This is a genomic window from Bifidobacterium dentium JCM 1195 = DSM 20436, assembly GCF_001042595.1.
In the GTDB taxonomy this organism is placed as follows: Bacteria; Actinomycetota; Actinomycetes; order Actinomycetales; family Bifidobacteriaceae; genus Bifidobacterium; species Bifidobacterium dentium.
Window position 1 is genome coordinate 111,110 of record NZ_AP012326.1, and the last position, 15,716, is coordinate 126,825.

Annotated in this window: 12 protein-coding genes; 11 read left to right on the forward strand and 1 reads right to left on the reverse strand. The window is 60.7% G+C overall.

From position 1 onward, the window contains the following. Positions 1-240: 240 nt before the first annotated feature. The 7 genes from BBDE_RS00445 to BBDE_RS00475 all read left to right on the forward strand — a co-directional run bounded on the left by BBDE_RS00445 (position 241) and on the right by BBDE_RS00475 (position 9,021). Positions 241-1,650 carry an ABC transporter permease subunit gene (locus tag BBDE_RS00445; RefSeq protein ID WP_012901782.1) on the forward strand — a complete coding sequence of 470 codons (1,410 nt, stop codon included), beginning with the start codon at positions 241-243 and terminating at the stop codon, positions 1,648-1,650. 3 nt (positions 1,651-1,653) lie between these two features. Next, the gene (locus BBDE_RS00450) at positions 1,654-2,637 is read left to right on the forward strand and encodes a branched-chain amino acid ABC transporter permease (protein ID WP_003837981.1); all 984 of its coding nucleotides are present in this window, start codon (positions 1,654-1,656) and stop codon (positions 2,635-2,637) included. Then, complete coding sequence (locus BBDE_RS00455; RefSeq protein ID WP_003837980.1) at positions 2,630-3,625, forward strand: ABC transporter ATP-binding protein; 996 nt, start codon at positions 2,630-2,632, stop codon at positions 3,623-3,625. The genes BBDE_RS00450 and BBDE_RS00455 overlap by 8 nt, the downstream gene beginning before the upstream one ends. A 1-nt stretch (position 3,626) precedes the next feature. Then, a complete protein-coding gene (locus tag BBDE_RS00460) occupies positions 3,627-4,487 on the forward strand; it encodes an ABC transporter ATP-binding protein (protein ID WP_003837979.1) in 861 nt (286 codons plus the stop codon). A 433-nt stretch (positions 4,488-4,920) separates the two neighbouring features. Further along, positions 4,921-6,225, forward strand: a complete 1,305-nt coding sequence (locus BBDE_RS00465) for an ABC transporter substrate-binding protein (RefSeq protein WP_003837977.1) — start codon at positions 4,921-4,923, stop codon at positions 6,223-6,225. A gap of 185 nt (positions 6,226-6,410) precedes the next feature. Continuing rightward, positions 6,411-7,685, forward strand: coding sequence for an ABC transporter substrate-binding protein (locus BBDE_RS00470; RefSeq protein WP_003842937.1), 1,275 nt, complete (start codon positions 6,411-6,413; stop codon positions 7,683-7,685). Positions 7,686-7,911: 226 nt separating this feature from the next. After that, positions 7,912-9,021 carry a LacI family DNA-binding transcriptional regulator gene (locus tag BBDE_RS00475; protein ID WP_003844760.1) on the forward strand — a complete coding sequence of 370 codons (1,110 nt, stop codon included), beginning with the start codon at positions 7,912-7,914 and terminating at the stop codon, positions 9,019-9,021. On the opposite strand, the gene BBDE_RS00480 is transcribed toward BBDE_RS00475, so the two are convergent. Continuing rightward, on the reverse strand, positions 9,012-9,965 hold the full coding sequence (locus tag BBDE_RS00480) for an aminodeoxychorismate lyase (protein ID WP_012901783.1): 954 nt from the start codon (positions 9,963-9,965) through the stop codon (positions 9,012-9,014). The two genes, BBDE_RS00475 and BBDE_RS00480, sit on opposite strands and share 10 nt — an antisense overlap. 404 nt (positions 9,966-10,369) lie before the next feature. On the opposite strand from BBDE_RS00480, the gene BBDE_RS00485 reads away from it, so the two are divergent. Genes BBDE_RS00485 through BBDE_RS00500 form a run of 4 tightly spaced genes read left to right on the forward strand, consistent with a single transcriptional unit; the run spans position 10,370 to position 15,685 of the window. Beyond that, positions 10,370-11,155 (forward strand): putative hydro-lyase, encoded by a 786-nt coding sequence (locus BBDE_RS00485; RefSeq protein ID WP_003837972.1) that lies wholly within the window; start codon positions 10,370-10,372, stop codon positions 11,153-11,155. A gap of 26 nt (positions 11,156-11,181) precedes the next feature. Next, the gene (locus BBDE_RS00490) at positions 11,182-12,057 is read left to right on the forward strand and encodes a LamB/YcsF family protein (RefSeq protein WP_003837971.1); all 876 of its coding nucleotides are present in this window, start codon (positions 11,182-11,184) and stop codon (positions 12,055-12,057) included. Further along, the gene (locus tag BBDE_RS00495; RefSeq protein WP_012901784.1) at positions 12,054-13,865 is read left to right on the forward strand and encodes a 5-oxoprolinase subunit B/C family protein; all 1,812 of its coding nucleotides are present in this window, start codon (positions 12,054-12,056) and stop codon (positions 13,863-13,865) included. The genes BBDE_RS00490 and BBDE_RS00495 overlap by 4 nt, the downstream gene beginning before the upstream one ends. Then, positions 13,865-15,685: an acetyl/propionyl/methylcrotonyl-CoA carboxylase subunit alpha gene (locus BBDE_RS00500; protein ID WP_003837969.1), complete on the forward strand. Its 1,821-nt coding sequence runs from the start codon at positions 13,865-13,867 to the stop codon at positions 15,683-15,685. The genes BBDE_RS00495 and BBDE_RS00500 overlap by 1 nt, the downstream gene beginning before the upstream one ends. The last annotated feature ends 31 nt before the right edge of the window (positions 15,686-15,716 follow it).

A 15,716-nucleotide genomic window follows, 5' to 3' on the forward strand; every position in this document is an offset into this window, starting at 1 on the left:
CGCGAGAACGCCGAAAAATCGGGCAAAAACGTTGTTTTGCCGGCAATCGTGTCCCATTTTCCGACAGCGGTTGACCATTCCGGCACCATAGCCAATCCGTCTGAGAGAGCTCTCCGCCGACCTTCCCGCGTAATTTCCGTGTTACAACTCCGGCGTGAGAGTAACCTTCCGGAAATCTGAGTGCAACTGAGAACGCCGTTTCTTCTCCTACGTTGTGGAAACAACAAGAGAGGAAATCCTATGACAGCCGTATCTCACATTGCACGGCATCGTCGATCGGGAATCGTAATACTATGTTCGATCTTCGCCGCTCTTTCGATGCTATTCATTCTGCCACCCGACTCAGCCATGGCGGCCGACGCCGTGGATGTCTGCAATCCGACTTCCGACAACGGTTGCGTCAACGGCATTCTGCAGGATGCCGACAAGAAAGCGATTGCGGATATCACCGTGAAGCTTTCCGGTACGGAAGAAGCGGAAACAACAACCGATGCCGACGGTAAGTGGGCGTTTTCAGTCAAGGATGACGGCGATTACACCGTCACCATCGACGAATCCGTGGCCGAAGAGCACGGATTGAAGTCGAGCAGCGCCACGGTGACCATCAAGAAAGCCAGCTTCGACAAGCAGCGCGGCGTGGTCCGCTTCGACCAAGTCAACGACTCCGCATCCTCCGACAGCTCGTCCTCCGACTCGGCCAAATCCGGCGCCGACAGCTCCAGCTCCTCAGGCACCGCGACGGTATCAAAGAAGAAGGCCGGCTCCAACATCGGCAAGCGCATCTGGCAGCAGCTGTACTCCGGTATCATCTTCGGTCTGATGCTTGGCCTGATGTCAGTCGGCATGAACCTCGTCTACGGCACCACCGGCCTGCAGTCGTTCTCGCACGGTGAGCAGGTGACGCTCGGCGGTCTCATGGCATATGTCGGCACGCAGATGCTGCACATGCCGGTCGTGGCCTCCGCCATTTTCGCCATCGTCATCGGCGCAATCACAGGTCTCATCCAAAACGAAATCGTATGGGGCCCGCTGCGCCGCCGCCATGTCGGCACCATGCAGCAGATGATCGTCACCATCGGCCTGTCGATGGCATTGCAATACACGTTCCAGTTCTTCTTCGGCGGTGACATCAAGGGCATCGTCAAATCGGTGCCGGACAGCTTCCAGCTCGGCCCGATCACGACCGACATGCCGACGTTGCTGTCCGCGCTAATCGCCATCTGCGTGATCATCGGCGTCACATTGTTCCTCTACAAGACCCGTCTCGGCAGGGCAACGCGAGCCGTGTCCGACAATGCGGCGCTCGCAGCGGCTTCCGGCATCAACGTGGACCAGGTGGTACGTGTCGTCTGGATCCTGTCATGCTCCATGGCCGCACTATCCGGCGTGCTGTTGGGCATCTACCTCAACGGCATCTCCTGGAACACCGGAGCGACCCTGATCCTGCTGATGTTCGCGGCCGTCACGCTCGGCGGCCTCGGTACCGCCAACGGCGCACTCATCGGTTCGCTGGTCATCGGCATCGTGGCGGACATGAGCTCGCTCGTCATCCCCAACGACATGCGTTACGCCAGCGCGCTGGCAATCCTCATCATCGTTCTGCTGGTGCGCCCGCAGGGCATCTTCGGCAAGCAACAAAGGGTGGGCTGATTCATGGACATCATGACAATCATCTCCAATGCAGCGGGCGAGCTGATCGCCCCGACCACGGCGGCATACGTACTCGCCGCCATCGGTTTGAACATTCACTTCGGTATGACGGGCCTGATGAACATGGGTCAGGCAGGCTTCATGCTGCTCGGCGCGTACGGCTTCGCAGTCACGCAGTCGATGGGCTGCAACCTGTTCGCCTCCGTATGCGCGGCGCTCGCTCTTGCCGTCATCTACGCACTGCTGCTTGGCATTCCGACGTTGAAGCTCGGCCCTGACTATCTAGCCATGGTCACGTTGGCTGCCGCGGAAATCATCCGTATCATCGGCAGGTCGACGGCCATGACGAATCTCACCGGCGGTTCCGCCGGCATTTCCCCGCAGGATTTCACGGAGAAGTTCGAGGCGCTTTCCCCGCTGCCCGATGGTTCGACCACGTTCCTGCTGTGGACCTACAGCAACAACATCGCGAACTCCTGGTGGCTTCGTATCGTGGCCTGGATTTTGGTGGCAATCGCGGCGTTCCTGTGCTGGCGTTGGTTCCACTCGCCGTGGGGGCGCATGCTCAAGGGCATCCGCGAGGATGAGAACGCGATCCGTTCGCTCGGCAAGCCGGTTACGAAATACAAGATGGAATCGTTGATTCTCGGCGGTCTGTTTGGCGCGATGGCCGGCATCATCTTCGTGCTGCCGCGTTCCGTGCAGCCGGATTCGCTCGGTCGTACCGTCACCTTCTATGTGTGGACGATTCTGCTGCTGGGTGGCGCGGCCACGATTCTTGGCCCGGTACTGGGCTCCTGCGTGCTGTGGGTGTTGCTCACCTTCGTCAAGGAGGTCATGCGCAATACGGTTCCCGAAACCCTGATCTCCTCCAACCAGATCGAAGCCCTTGGCTGGGTGATCGTCGGCGTCGCGCTGATGTGCCTGGTGATCTTCAGGCCACAAGGCTTGTTGGGCGACCGAAAGGAGTTGGCTTTCCATGCCTGATACAACGAATACTCAACAGCCCGCCGTGTCGTCTTTCCCTCAGCCGGGCGTCCCGTTCCATGATCTGACGAAATGGGCCACCAAGGCGCCAGAAGGTGAAACCCTGATCTCCACCGCTTACAAGGACAAAGTCACCGAGGATCTCAGGTTCGTGGAGAACAAGCCGGGTGTGCATAAGCCCGATCCGATTCTGATCGCCGACAACGTGACCCGCAAATTCGGCGGCATGACCGCCGTGGACGTGGGCCACTTCGAGATCGAACGCCACGGCATCACTGCGTTGATCGGTCCGAACGGTGCCGGCAAGACCACGTTCTTCAATCTGATGACCGGCTTCGATACGCCGAATACCGGCACTTGGCAGTTCGACGGCAAGGACATGGCCCACGTGCAACCTGAGAAGGTGGCACGTATGGGCATGGTCCGCACATTCCAGCTGACGAAGGTCATGAGCCGTCTGACCGTGCTTGACAACATGCTGCTTGGTGCGCCCGTGCAGCCAGGTGAGGGCATGTTCCGTGCGCTGTTTCCCGGAATGTGGAAACGTCAGGAGAAAGAGAACGTTGAAAAGGCGGAAGCGCTATTGGAACGCTTCCTGCTGATCAAGAAGAAAAACGATTATGCGGGCGCGCTTTCCGGAGGCCAACGCAAACTGCTGGAGATGGCACGTGCGCTGATGTCGGATCCGCAGCTGGTGATGCTCGACGAACCGATGGCCGGCGTGAATCCGGCGTTGAAGCAGTCGCTGCTCGACCACATCATGGCATTGCGTGAGGAAGGCACGACGGTGCTGTTCGTGGAACATGACATCAACATGGTGCGTCATATCGCCGATTGGGTCACCGTGATGGCGGAAGGCAAGATCGTTGCCGAAGGTCAGCCGAAGAGCGTGATGAGCGACCCGGCTGTGATCGACGCCTATCTGGGTGCGCATGCCAATGTGGACCTGGGTGACGATTCCGTGCTTGAAGATTTGAAGGAGGCCTGAGATGAGCGACATCGCAAGCGTCACCGATCCGGCAGGTTTGTCCGATTCTCCAGAATCGGACATTCAGGGTGGGAGCGCGGACGGTTTGACCCGTGCGCAGATCCACGTGGGAGAACCCGAGGGCGAGCCCCTGCTGGACGCGGTCGACCTGATCGCCGGGTACATTCCCGGCGTGAACATCCTCAACGGCGCCTCCCTTACCTTGCATGAGGGCGAAATCGTCGGCATCATCGGTCCGAATGGCGCCGGCAAGTCCACATTGCTCAAGTCGCTGTTCGGTCTGGTGCATATCCACTCCGGAAAGCTGTTGTTGAAGGGCGAGGACATCACCAACCTGCGTGCCGACAAGCTTGTCTCCCGCGGCGTCGGTTTCGTGCCGCAGACCGAAAACGTGTTCCCCAGCCTGACCATCGCGGAAAACATGCATATGGGCGCATTCCAGGCGCCGAAGCTGTTCAACGAGCGGTTCGACTACGTGTGCTCCATCTTCCCCAAGCTCGGCCAACGCAAGAACCAGCTTGCCGGCCAGCTTTCCGGCGGCGAACGCCAGATGGTGGCCATGGCCCGCGCCCTGATGATGAAGCCATCCGTACTGTTGCTGGATGAGCCTTCCGCAGGTCTGTCCCCGATGTTGCAGGATGAGACCTTCATCCGCGTGCGTCAGGTCAATAAGGCCGGTGTCTCCGTGGTTATCGTCGAACAGAACGCCCGTCGTTGCCTGCAGATCTGCGATCGTGGCTACGTTCTCGACCAGGGCCGTAACGCATATTCCGGCAAGGGCCGTGACCTGATGGAAGATCCGAAGGTCGTTTCCCTCTACCTCGGCAATCTGGAAGAGGAGGTGGAAGAGGAAGGGAGATGAGGTGACGGCAGAACTCTGGGAATCACGGAACGGAGCGCATGCCGCCTTTCTCGCCGCTCGCCGCCTGACGTACCTTCGTACGCCTTCGGTCCCGAATGGCGGTCTGCGCACGCGTTCCGCGGTTTCCTCCATGAGCCGGAACCTTGAGTCCCCGAGCCCGGGCTTTCTTCCGTAAGCGAGGACCTCGAGTCCCAGCCAACCGCCGGCGTACCGGGAATCCTACCTCCGCCGGCGGTTCAGCCATGCCCGAAAACCGTTGGAAATCCTTGTGTTTCCAACAGTTTTCGGGCTTCATCTCGGGTTAACTTTATGCACACACTTTCGGTTTGCGGGTCTTCTATATTCCGAAGTAAAGATTGCGAACGGTCGAGAACAATCAACACGATCGCAATCGTCACCAAGGGTTCGGCATTCGGCCGGATCAAGAGAGGAAATGGTGATTCGCATGAAGCATATCAACATGAAGAGCATGAAGAAGCTGTCGATCACGACGACCGCCGTGATCGCCGCCGCGGTGATGTCGCTCGCCGGCTGCGGCTCGAGTTCCAGCGGTTCCGACAGTGCCGCCAGTTCGTCGGATTCCAGCGCCAAGACCACCAAGTTCGTGCTTGGCGGACTGTGGCCGGAAACCGGTTCCCTGGCCTATCTCGCACCTCCTGAACTGGCCGCCGAGAAACTTGCGGTCAAGGATATCAACGATGCGGGCGGCGTGCTTGGCAATGACGTCACCACCGTCGATGCCGACACCTCCGATGCGGACCATGCCGATCAGAACACGTCCGCCGCGCAGTCCGTGCTCAGCAAGAATCCGTCGTTCGTCATCGGCCCGGCTTCCAGCTCCGTGGTCAAGAACACGTACAAGTCCATCACCTCGCAGAACGTTCCGATGCTGTCGATGGGCGCCACTTCGGCCAGCTTCTCCGGCCTGTCCGACTACTTCTTCCGTACCGTCGCCCCCGATACCGTGCAGGGTGCCGTGATGGGCAACCTCATCGCCCAGGATGGCGTGCAGAAGCTCGCCATCGCGGTCTTCAACGACGAATACGGCACCGGCCTGCGCGACACGGTCGTCAAGACCGCCGGTGACGCGGGCGTCGATATCGTTTACGGCGAGAAGGATACCTTCGATCCGACCGAAACGAACTTCTCTTCGATTGCCACCGCCATCAAGGCGTCCAACCCTGACGCGACGCTCGTCATCGCCTTCGATCAGACCAAGCCGCTGCTCAAGGCCCTCGCCTCCGCCGGTGTGGACATGAGCAAGCTGTATTTCGTCGACGGCAACACCTCCGATTATTCCAGCGAGCTTGATGCCGGCTTGCTCAAGGGCTCGAAGGGCACCATCCCTGGCGTCAACCCGTCCGATGACTTCATCAAGCGTCTCGAATCCACCGGCGTGGATCTGAAGAACACCACCACCTATGCTGCCGAAACTTACGATGGCATCATTCTCGCAGCCCTCGCCGCGCAGAAGGGCGGCAGCGCCGACGGCAAGACCATCCAGGCCAATATGGCGGCGGTCTCCGGCGCGGACGGCGGCGAAAAGTGCGATTCCTACAAGGCATGCCTCGCCCTCCTCAAGGACGGCAAGGACATCCAGTACCAAGGCCAGACCGGTATCGGACCGTTCAACAAGAACAATGATCCGAGCTCCGCGAACATCGGCGTCTACACCTTCGACGGCGACAACAAGCCGGTCTTCGACCACACCCAGTCCGGCGACGTTCCGACCGACTGACAGTAGGTTGTGACGGCGGCCGACAAACGTAAGATGCGCGGTCGCCGTCGGGCCTCAATCGCAAGAATCCGCATAATCCCAGATAGCGCAATCGTGATATCCGCAGGAATTTGCGGATTCTTGCTTTCCCGCGGCAATAATCACGACAATAAACGACAGTACAGAGACAAGAGGAAGTGACAATAATGAAGAAGAGTAATTCCAGGAAGACCCTGATTACGATTACCGCGGCGGCGGCCGCGCTGACGATGATGCTGTCCGGCTGCGGCTCGTCTTCGTCCAGCTCGAGCGACTCATCCGCCTCATCCACATCCGATTCCGGCACGTTCATGGCGGCAGGCCTGTTCCCGCTCACCGGCTCCATGGCGTACCTCGGCCCGGCCAATATCGCCACCATGAAGCTTGCGCAGAAGGACATCAACGATGCCGGCGGCGTACTCGGCAAAGACATCGAAATCACTTCGGCCGACACTTCGGACGCGGACCATGCCGACCAGAACACGTCGTCGGCGCAGTCGGTGCTCGCCAAGAACCCGTCCGTCGTGGTCGGCCCGCCGTCCAGCTCCGTGGTCAAGAACACCTACAAGCAGGTCACGTCCGCGAAGGTGCCGATGATCTCTTCGGGTGCCACGTCCACCGCCTTCTCCGGCCTGAACGACTACTTCTTCCGCACCATCCCGCCGGACACCGTGCAGGGTGCCGTGCTGGGCCAGATCATCGCACAGGACGGTGTGAAGAACCTTGCCATCGCGGTCTTCAACGACGAATACGGCACGTCCCTGCGTGACGTGGTCGTCAAGACCGTGGAGGATGCCGGCGTGAAGGTCGTCTACGGCGAGAAGGATACCTTCGATCCGACCGAAACCAACTTCTCCTCGATGGTGACCAGCATCAAGGCCTCTAATGCGGATGCCACGCTGGTGATCGCCTTCGATCAGACCGTGCCGCTCGTCAAGGAACTTGCGACCCAGGGCATCGATACCCACAAGCTGTACATGACTGACGGCAATACCGTCGACCACTCCGAGGACTTCGATGCCGGTCTGCTGGAAGGTTCCGTCGGCACCATCCCGGGCGCCCATCCGACCGACGAATTCCAGAAGAACGTCAAGTCCTTCAACTCCAAGGTCACCGACTTCACCTACACCGCCGAAACCTATGACGCCATCGTGCTGGCGGCGCTCGCGGCCCAGAAGGGCGGCGCGACGGACGGCGAGACCGTGCAGAAGAACCTTATGGCGGTCTCCGGTTCCACCAAGGGCGAGGAATGCGATTCCTACAAGGCTTGTCTGGCGCTGCTCAAGGACGGCAAGGAAATCCAGTACAAGGGCCAGACCTCCATCGGCGCATTCAACGATGCGCATGATCCAAGCTCGGCTTCCATCGGCGTCTACAAGTACGATGCCGACAACAAGCCGGTCTTCGACCACTCTCAGGAAGGTTCCGTGCCTACGGCCTGATCGTGGCGCCGCACCTGAGCCACAGGTGCGAATCATGACCAAACGAGACGCGCGGTGCGAAGCGGGCGACAATCGTCGTCAGGCTTCGCACCGCTTTCGTATGCCGCGACCTCATGCTCGCGACGACCGTCTCGACCGAACGTACAACGATGCACACACCGGTCGCTAAACCGGTTCGATACTATGTACAATGAGCATGATAACGGCTGCGCAAAGGAGTATGAACATGGTCGGCATGCGCGATGTGGCGAAGAAGGCCGGAGTCTCATTGAGCACCGTCTCGTTGGTGGTGAACGGCACGGGATATGTGTCCGACGATATGCGTGACCGGGTGCAGCGTGCCATGAACGCGCTGAATTATGTGCCGAACGAACTGGCGCGCAATCTATACCACAATCGCACCAATATGGTCGGCGTGATCGTGCCGACCATCCGGCACCCCTTCTTCGCCACATTCACGGCCAGCTTGCAGCATATGCTCGCCGGGCAGGGACTGAGCACCATGCTGTGCTCCACCGCCGATGCCGAGAACGGCGAAGCCGAATATGTGGAAATGCTGCGCCGACATATCATGGACGGCATCGTAATGAGCGCCCATACCGCGCATACGCCTGATTATTGGACGTCCATTCATCGCCCGATCGTTGCGTTCGACCGTGTGCTGGGGGAGGGCATCCCCTCGGTCGGTTCCGATCATGAACAGGGCGGCCGTCTGATTGCCGATCTGCTCATTCGCACCGGTGCGCGTCATGTGGTGATGATCGGAGGTCCGCGTGATCAGTTCTTCGACCTAGCCGCCCGCGGCGAGGTCGAAGACGTCTTCGATTTGGAGAAGACCACCTTCCCGACGGTGCGTTATTACCTGACGCTCGAGCAGGAGTTGATGAAGGCCGGTATTCGATATGAGTATGTGGAAGCCGGCGAGGTCATGGATTTCGACGGCTACCGTCGTGCGGTGGGGGAGACGCTGGATCGCGTTGGTCCGGATGGCGTGGATGCGGTAGTCAGCTCCGATATAGGGGCTTCCTTCTGCGTGCGCGAAGCATTGCGTCGGGGTATCGCCATTCCGCAGGATTTGCAGATCGTCGCCTACGATGGCACGTATCTGACCGATCTCGCCGGCATGAAGACGACCGCGGTCGTGCAGGATTTCGTTGCAATCACGCAGACCGTAGCCGATCACATCACGCAGGCCATCGCCGACGAGGATGCGGCCGCCGCCAAGGCGAGTCTAAGAAAAGATGACAACCCGTTCGAGCCGTCCGTGCTCATTCCCGTGACCTTGGCGTTGGGTGACACCACGCGAGCGGTGTCAGCGGCCGCCGATCACTCGTAATCGCCGGTCGGACCGATCCCCAGCGCGTCATCATGCGTGCGTCCGGAATGAATCGCATCGTTGACCGCCTGAATCTGTGCCGTGTCTACGACTAGCGCACGCCCGTCGATCTCACTGATCGGAATCACCCAGCCACCGTGCGTCATATACAGGCTGTCGGCCTCACGTAGTTCGGCAATCGGCAGCTTCCTGTAGACCGCCTTATGGCCCTCCTGCAACGCCCATGCGAACATCTCACGCTGCGAAGTGCCGTTGAGGATGCCGATGCGCGGGTCGGGCGTGACGAAATCACCGCCGTATCGCGCCACGATCGAAGAATTCGGGCACTCCATCGTATAGCCGTCCTCCGTGTGCAGAATCGCGTCGCCGACGCCCCGACGCGCGCATTCGCGGTGCACGGCGCAGTTGAACGCGTAGCTGAGGGTCTTCGCACCATTGAGCAGCCAGGGCGCGCGGGCGGTGATGTCCGACGGATATCCGCGCGTCATCGACGCCATGGTGATCGGTTCGAGTGAATGCAATGTGCCCTTGGCATCAAGGAAGATGAAGATGGTGGGCGTGCGGTCGGCCGACCTGCCCACGCCGGTATCGGGGTCGAGACCGCGGGAGACGATGATGCGCAGCATCGGGCCAGGTTCCGGGTCGTCATATTGGTCGATGACCAGCTCCACGGCGCGGGTCATCGCCGGAATGTTCGGCTCGGGCATGTTCATAAGCTTTGCGGATTGCGCGAGACGTCTGAGATGATTCTCCAACGAGACCGGGAAACCCCTCCATACGGTGGTCGCCTCAAAGATGCCATCACCTCGCAATACGCTCAGATCGAAGGCGTTGATGATGCTGTCCGTCGGATCGGCGAACCGCACCAGATCCTCATCGGGCGCGACGGACGTGCCTGTGAACAGCGCCTTGCCGTTGCCGACGCCCAGAACGATCGAACTCATGGGAACCTCTCTTCCTGCGCGCGCAACCATCGCGTGAACCATACGGCGCGAATCGTGCGGATGGCGCGAATCCCAATCACATGAACATGTCAGTAACATGTCAATTCTGCCAATCCGATCATGCGAAGCCGACTGCGTAATGCCAGTCGCGTGGAACCGACGCAACGCATGAAATCGGGACGACGACGTGACGCCGCCGTACAGCGCCCAACCTAATGGAGGTATGTTTCCGCGCGAAGCCGCCAATTTGCAAGGCTGAAACATTGGCGTCACGAAAGTCAAAACACCGTAACGTTGTGCGTCCATCGTGGTGGTCAAGAGAGTTTCCCGTTGCCTGTGGGCTATGCCGGGGTTGTGCCGTTCGGTACGCCGCCGGCACGGATATAGGTGAGGAAGGTGCAAACATGGCTGATCTTGATGCGGCATCCACTCCCGCGGCCGCGCGCGCCGCGTTCCGTGCAGGACAAGTACGCCCGACATGCGGCGTCGCTCAAGGCTATGCGCAGGCGAATCTGATGATTCTGCCGAAAGAGCAGGCCTTTGATTTCCTATTGTTTGCGCAACGCAATCCCAAGCCCTGCCCCTTGCTGGAAGTGATGGAACCGGGCGTCACCGAGCCGGCAACCGCGCCGGGAGCCGACATCCGCACCGACGTACCGATGTATCGCGTGTGGAGGCGTGGTGAGTTGGTGGCTGAAGTGCCGGACATCCGCGACTATTGGCGGTCCGATCTGGTGACGTTCGTAATCGGCTGCAGCTTCACGTTCGAGTTTCCTTTGATGGAGGCCGGAATCCCTGTGCGACACATCACGGCCGGACGCAATGTGCCCATGTACGACACGTCGATCGAATGCCGGCCGGCAGGCGCCTTTCGCTCCACGATGGTGGTGTCGATGCGCGGCATTCCCGCACGGCAGGTGGCCGACGCGTGCCGGATCTCCGGATACTATCCGTCGGTGCACGGGGCTCCCGTATGCGTGGGTGATCCCGCAGCAATTGGCATCGAAGACATCGCACATCCCGACTATGGCGACGTGCCGGTTCTGGAACCGGGCGACATTCCGGTGTTCTGGGCGTGCGGCGTGACTCCGCAGGCGGCGGTGATGGCGTCGAAACCGGAATTCGCGATTACGCATGCGCCGGGCCACATGTTCATCACCGACAAACGCGACCTGGATTACATGGTGTGAGCGGCGGGACAACGGTAAGGAGCGGCATGAACGGCATCGATCTGAACAGCGACATGGGCGAGAGCTTCGGGCGTTGGAGACTTGGCGACGACGAGTCGTTGCTCTCGGTGGTTTCGAGTGCGAACGTGGCCTGCGGATTCCATGCGGGCGATCCTTCGGTGATGCTGCGCACGCTGGAGACCGCGGCCGCGCGCGGAGTCACGGTCGGTGCGCACGTCGCCTATCGTGATCTGGCTGGATTCGGACGACGCTACGTCGATGCGACTCCCGCCGAGCTGAAGGCGGACGTGATGTATCAGATCGCCGCGCTGGAGGGACTTGCGCATGCCGCCGGCACCGCCGTACGGTACGTGAAGCCACACGGGGCGCTCTACAACCGGATCGTGCGCGACGAGGTACAGGCCGCTGCGGTGGTGGACGCGATCCGTTGCGTTGACCCAAGCCTGGGTGTGCTTACCCAGCCCGGAGCCGTGGTCGGACGATTGGCGGCGGATGCGGGCCTGCGCGTGTTCCATGAGGCGTTTGCCGACCGGGCCTACAATCCGGACGGTACGCTGGTTTCACGCCGGCTGCCTGGAGCGGTGATCGCCGATCCGTCAGTGGTGGCCGCGCGTGTGATGCGTATGGCCACACGGCATGAAGTCGAAGCGGTTGACGGCTCCGTGGTGACGTTGAACGCTGATTCCGTATGCGTGCATGGCGATTCGCCCTCCGCTGTGGCCATGGCTCGGGCCGTGAGAGCCAATCTGGAGGCTGAAGGCATCGAGGTGCTCGCATTTGCGGCGGATAGGGAAGAGACACGCCGTGATTTCGATGGGGTATCTGGCCATGGTGTGAGCACTCCCGAAGTATCCGGCGCTGCGCGTGGCGGCATATCATCCTCGATTGGCCGGCAATCATGAGATTTCGGACCTGCGGCGACAGTGGCGTGCTGGTGGAACTCGCCGATCTCGACGAGACCCTGCGCGTATTCGCCGCGCTACGTTCCTCCAAGGCTGCGGGCATACCGGGCAGCAACGCTCTGGACGCCGTGACCCAGCTGATTCCCGCAGCCCGCACGATTCTAATCTCATTCGACCCGCTGCTCGCATCCCGCGCCGACATCATCGCCGCGGTGCGCGCGCTGGATGTTTCCACCGATGTGTGCCGGCGCTCGCGAACCGTTGAGATTCCAGTGATTTATGACGGTGAGGATCTAGCCGACATAGCCCAATTGCTTGGTGTTTCCGTGCCGCAGGTCATTGCACGGCACTGCGCCCACGCATGGTCGGTCGCATTCGTTGGCTTCGCACCAGGTTTCGCCTACCTGACCGGTGGCGACGAAATCTTCGATGTGCCGCGCCGCAAAGTGCCACGTTTGAGCGTTCCCGCCGGTGCGGTGGGATTGGCCGGCACCTTTTCCGGTGTCTACCCGCGTGTGAGCTCCGGAGGCTGGCAGTTGCTCGGTCACACCGAAAAGACGATGTGGGATGAGCATGCCGACCCGCCTGCGCTGTTGCAGCCGGGTGATGCCGTACGGTTCACTCCCGCGCGAGAGCGTGTTGTGGCCGGAACTGCCTCCTGTTTGTCCGATTCTGGAGAATCGGACAAACACGACCGGATTTTGGCATTACAGTTGTCCGATTCTCCAGAATCGGACAAACGGTGCGGCCCAGATTCATCCATCATGGCGACCACTGCGTTGGAGGCCACTCGCCCGGGCCTGCTCACCACTTTCCAAGATGACGGGCGGTGCGCGGCGGATATGGGTGTGACCGGTTCGGGCGCGGCCGATCCATGCTCCTCTCATCTCGCCAACGCATTGGTTGGCAATCCCACGGATGTTCCTGTTCTGGAAATCACCGGCGGAGGAGTGCGTTTTACAGCACACGGCGATATGGTCGTGGCCGTGGCCGGTGCTCCCGCACCAATCACCATCATCGGCAAAGCCACATGGAACAGTGGCTTGGGTGCGCAACGTAATGCGGGAAACCAGTCGCATGCATCCGAACGTACCGTCGTGATTCGGCAGGAGGCCATGCTGTTGCGTGACGGCGAAGTCATCGAAATCGGCGTTCCGACCAGCGGATTGCGCGACTATCTGGCGGTACGCGGCGGATTCGACGTGGCCCGCTCGCTCGGCTCCGCTGCGACCGACACCATGAGCGGCATCGGACCCAAGCCGGTCGCGGCTGGGCAGCTCCTACCGGTGCTTTCGCCGATCGGACGCCATCCATCAACGATGCGTGGCCCGCGCCCAAACGGCGGGCACGGAAACAGCATAGGTCTACCGGAACCATGGCCCGAGCATCTACCGAAATCCGACGACATTACGGAGCTGCATGTGCGTTTGGGGCCGCGCGACGACTGGTTCACTGCGACGGGAATCAGCGACTTTTTCGACCAGATTTGGACGGTCACCGCGCAATCGAACCGTGTAGGGCTGCGCTTGCAGGGCGAACGTTCGCTGGAACGGCGTGATGCTACGGAATTGGCGAGCGAGGCAACGTTGCCGGGCTCCATCGAGGTGCCGACGAGCGGTCAACCGGTCATTTTCCTGCGCGACCAACCCGTGACCGGAGGCTATCCGGTCATTGCCGTGCTGACGTCTGAATCGCTGATTCTAGCCGGGCAACTACCGCCGGGCGCCAAAATTCGCTTCCGAATGTCCGATTCTCCAGAATCAGACAAACAGAACACACAATCACAAGAGCATAGGGAGGCCCGGTAATGCCCAGACTGCAGCGAATCCTGATCGCCAACCGCGGCGAGATCGCGGTGCGCATCATCCACGCGTGCCATGACACCGGTCGTACGGCCATTGCAGCTTACGCCGATCCGGATGCCGACGCGCTGTTCGTACACTTGGCCGACGAGGCCTATGCACTGCATGGGGTGGATGCAAAAAGCACGTATCTCAACATTGACGCGATTATAGAGACCGCCAAAAAAGCGCATGCCGACGCCATACATCCCGGCTACGGGTTTCTTGCCGAAAACGCGGACTTTGCCGAAGCGGTGGCCGCCGCCGGCATGGCATGGATCGGGCCGGGAGCCGACACCATCCGCATGCTCGGCTCCAAAGTCGAAGCCCGGCGTATCGCGGCCGAAGTGGGCGCACCCATGGCCCCTGGCACCACCGAACCCGTACGCGATCCGTCCGAGGTCGTGGCATTCGCTGAGCGACATGGCCTTCCGCTGGCCATCAAAGCCGTGTATGGCGGCGGCGGGCGAGGCTTGAAGGTCGTGCACCGGCTGGAAGATGTGCGCGAGGCGTTCATGTCAGCCACGCATGAGGCCGAGCTTGCGTTCGGCAACGGGGATTGCTTCATCGAACGTTTTCTGGCACGTCCCCGTCATGTGGAGGTGCAGGTGCTGGGCGACCGAACCGGCAGCGTTGTCGCAGTCGGCACACGTGACTGTTCGCTGCAGCGTCGCAATCAGAAGCTTATCGAGGAGGCGCCGGCTCCGTTCCTGCCGGATGAGATCACGCGGCGGCTTGAATCGGCGGCCGTCGCCATCTGTAAGAAGGCGTGCTACGAGAGTGCCGGAACGGTGGAGTTTCTCGTTGATCCGGACGGCACCATGTCGTTCATGGAGGTTAACACGCGTATTCAGGTGGAACATCCTGTTACGGAGGCGGTGACAGGCGTCGATCTGGTCGCGGCGCAGCTTGCGATTGCCGAAGGCGCGAGGATTCGCGAGATTCCCGGCCTGGAAGACGGCTGCACGCCTGCCGTGCATGGTCACGCCATCGAATTCCGTATTAACGCGGAGGATCCGGCGTTGGGTTTCGTTCCTTTTCCCGGCACCGTTGACGGATTGCGGGTGCCGACCGGCATCGGTGTTCGTTTTGATTCCGGTGTCGAAGCCGGCGGTACGATTCCCGGTCAATTCGATTCAATGCTGGCCAAGCTGGTGATTGCCGCGCCTTCGCGCGAAGTTTGCCTGGCCCGCGCCCGCCGCGCATTGGCTGAGATTGCGGTTGCCGGCATTCCGACGGTTGTTCCGTTTGACAGGGCGGTGCTTGAGCAGCCCGCTTTTGTTGCGGAAGATGGCGACTTCGGCGTGTACACCCGTTGGATTGAGGAGGAGTTCCTGCCATCGGTTGATGTTGCGGCGTTGTCGGGAGGAGCCTGCGGTAGACGGGCCGCGCCGACGGATCCCGTTGAAAGCTGGATTGAGATTGATGGGCGGCGCGTACGTCTCGGCTTGCCTGCAGGGCTTGCCTCGCTCGCCTCCTTAGCTGCAGGTTTGTCCGATTCTGGTGAATCGGACATGCAGAGTGCGTTTCTTGCCCCGCGAATGTCCGATTCTGGTGAATCGGACAACCATGGCGGAGGTACGCCTCTTGAATCCACGATCACTGGCACCTTGGTCCGTTGGCTGGCTGATGACGGCGCGCAGGTATGCGAGGGAGATTCGATCGTGGTGCTTGAGGCCATGAAGATGGAGACCGAAATCGCGGCGTCCGCGTCGGGTACGCTGCATCGGTCCGCGAAGGTCGGCGATTTCGCCCAATATGGCGAGAATCTGGGATTCATCGAATAGTCTGCACTTGCGTATGCGAACGTCTTGCGTA

Excerpts from the sequence above, each read along its gene's own strand:
- BBDE_RS00445 (WP_012901782.1), top strand. The coding sequence starts at position 241 with ATGACAGCCGTATCTCACATTGCACGGCATCGTCGATCGGGAATCGTA.
- BBDE_RS00450 (WP_003837981.1), top strand. The coding sequence starts at position 1,654 with ATGGACATCATGACAATCATCTCCAATGCAGCGGGCGAGCTGATCGCC.
- BBDE_RS00455 (WP_003837980.1), top strand. The coding sequence starts at position 2,630 with ATGCCTGATACAACGAATACTCAACAGCCCGCCGTGTCGTCTTTCCCT.
- BBDE_RS00460 (WP_003837979.1), top strand. The coding sequence starts at position 3,627 with ATGAGCGACATCGCAAGCGTCACCGATCCGGCAGGTTTGTCCGATTCT.
- BBDE_RS00465 (WP_003837977.1), top strand. The coding sequence starts at position 4,921 with ATGGTGATTCGCATGAAGCATATCAACATGAAGAGCATGAAGAAGCTG.
- BBDE_RS00470 (WP_003842937.1), top strand. The coding sequence starts at position 6,411 with ATGAAGAAGAGTAATTCCAGGAAGACCCTGATTACGATTACCGCGGCG.
- BBDE_RS00475 (WP_003844760.1), top strand. The coding sequence starts at position 7,912 with ATGGTCGGCATGCGCGATGTGGCGAAGAAGGCCGGAGTCTCATTGAGC.
- BBDE_RS00480 (WP_012901783.1), bottom strand. The coding sequence starts at position 9,965 with ATGAGTTCGATCGTTCTGGGCGTCGGCAACGGCAAGGCGCTGTTCACA.
- BBDE_RS00485 (WP_003837972.1), top strand. The coding sequence starts at position 10,370 with ATGGCTGATCTTGATGCGGCATCCACTCCCGCGGCCGCGCGCGCCGCG.
- BBDE_RS00490 (WP_003837971.1), top strand. The coding sequence starts at position 11,182 with ATGAACGGCATCGATCTGAACAGCGACATGGGCGAGAGCTTCGGGCGT.
- BBDE_RS00495 (WP_012901784.1), top strand. The coding sequence starts at position 12,054 with ATGAGATTTCGGACCTGCGGCGACAGTGGCGTGCTGGTGGAACTCGCC.
- BBDE_RS00500 (WP_003837969.1), top strand. The coding sequence starts at position 13,865 with ATGCCCAGACTGCAGCGAATCCTGATCGCCAACCGCGGCGAGATCGCG.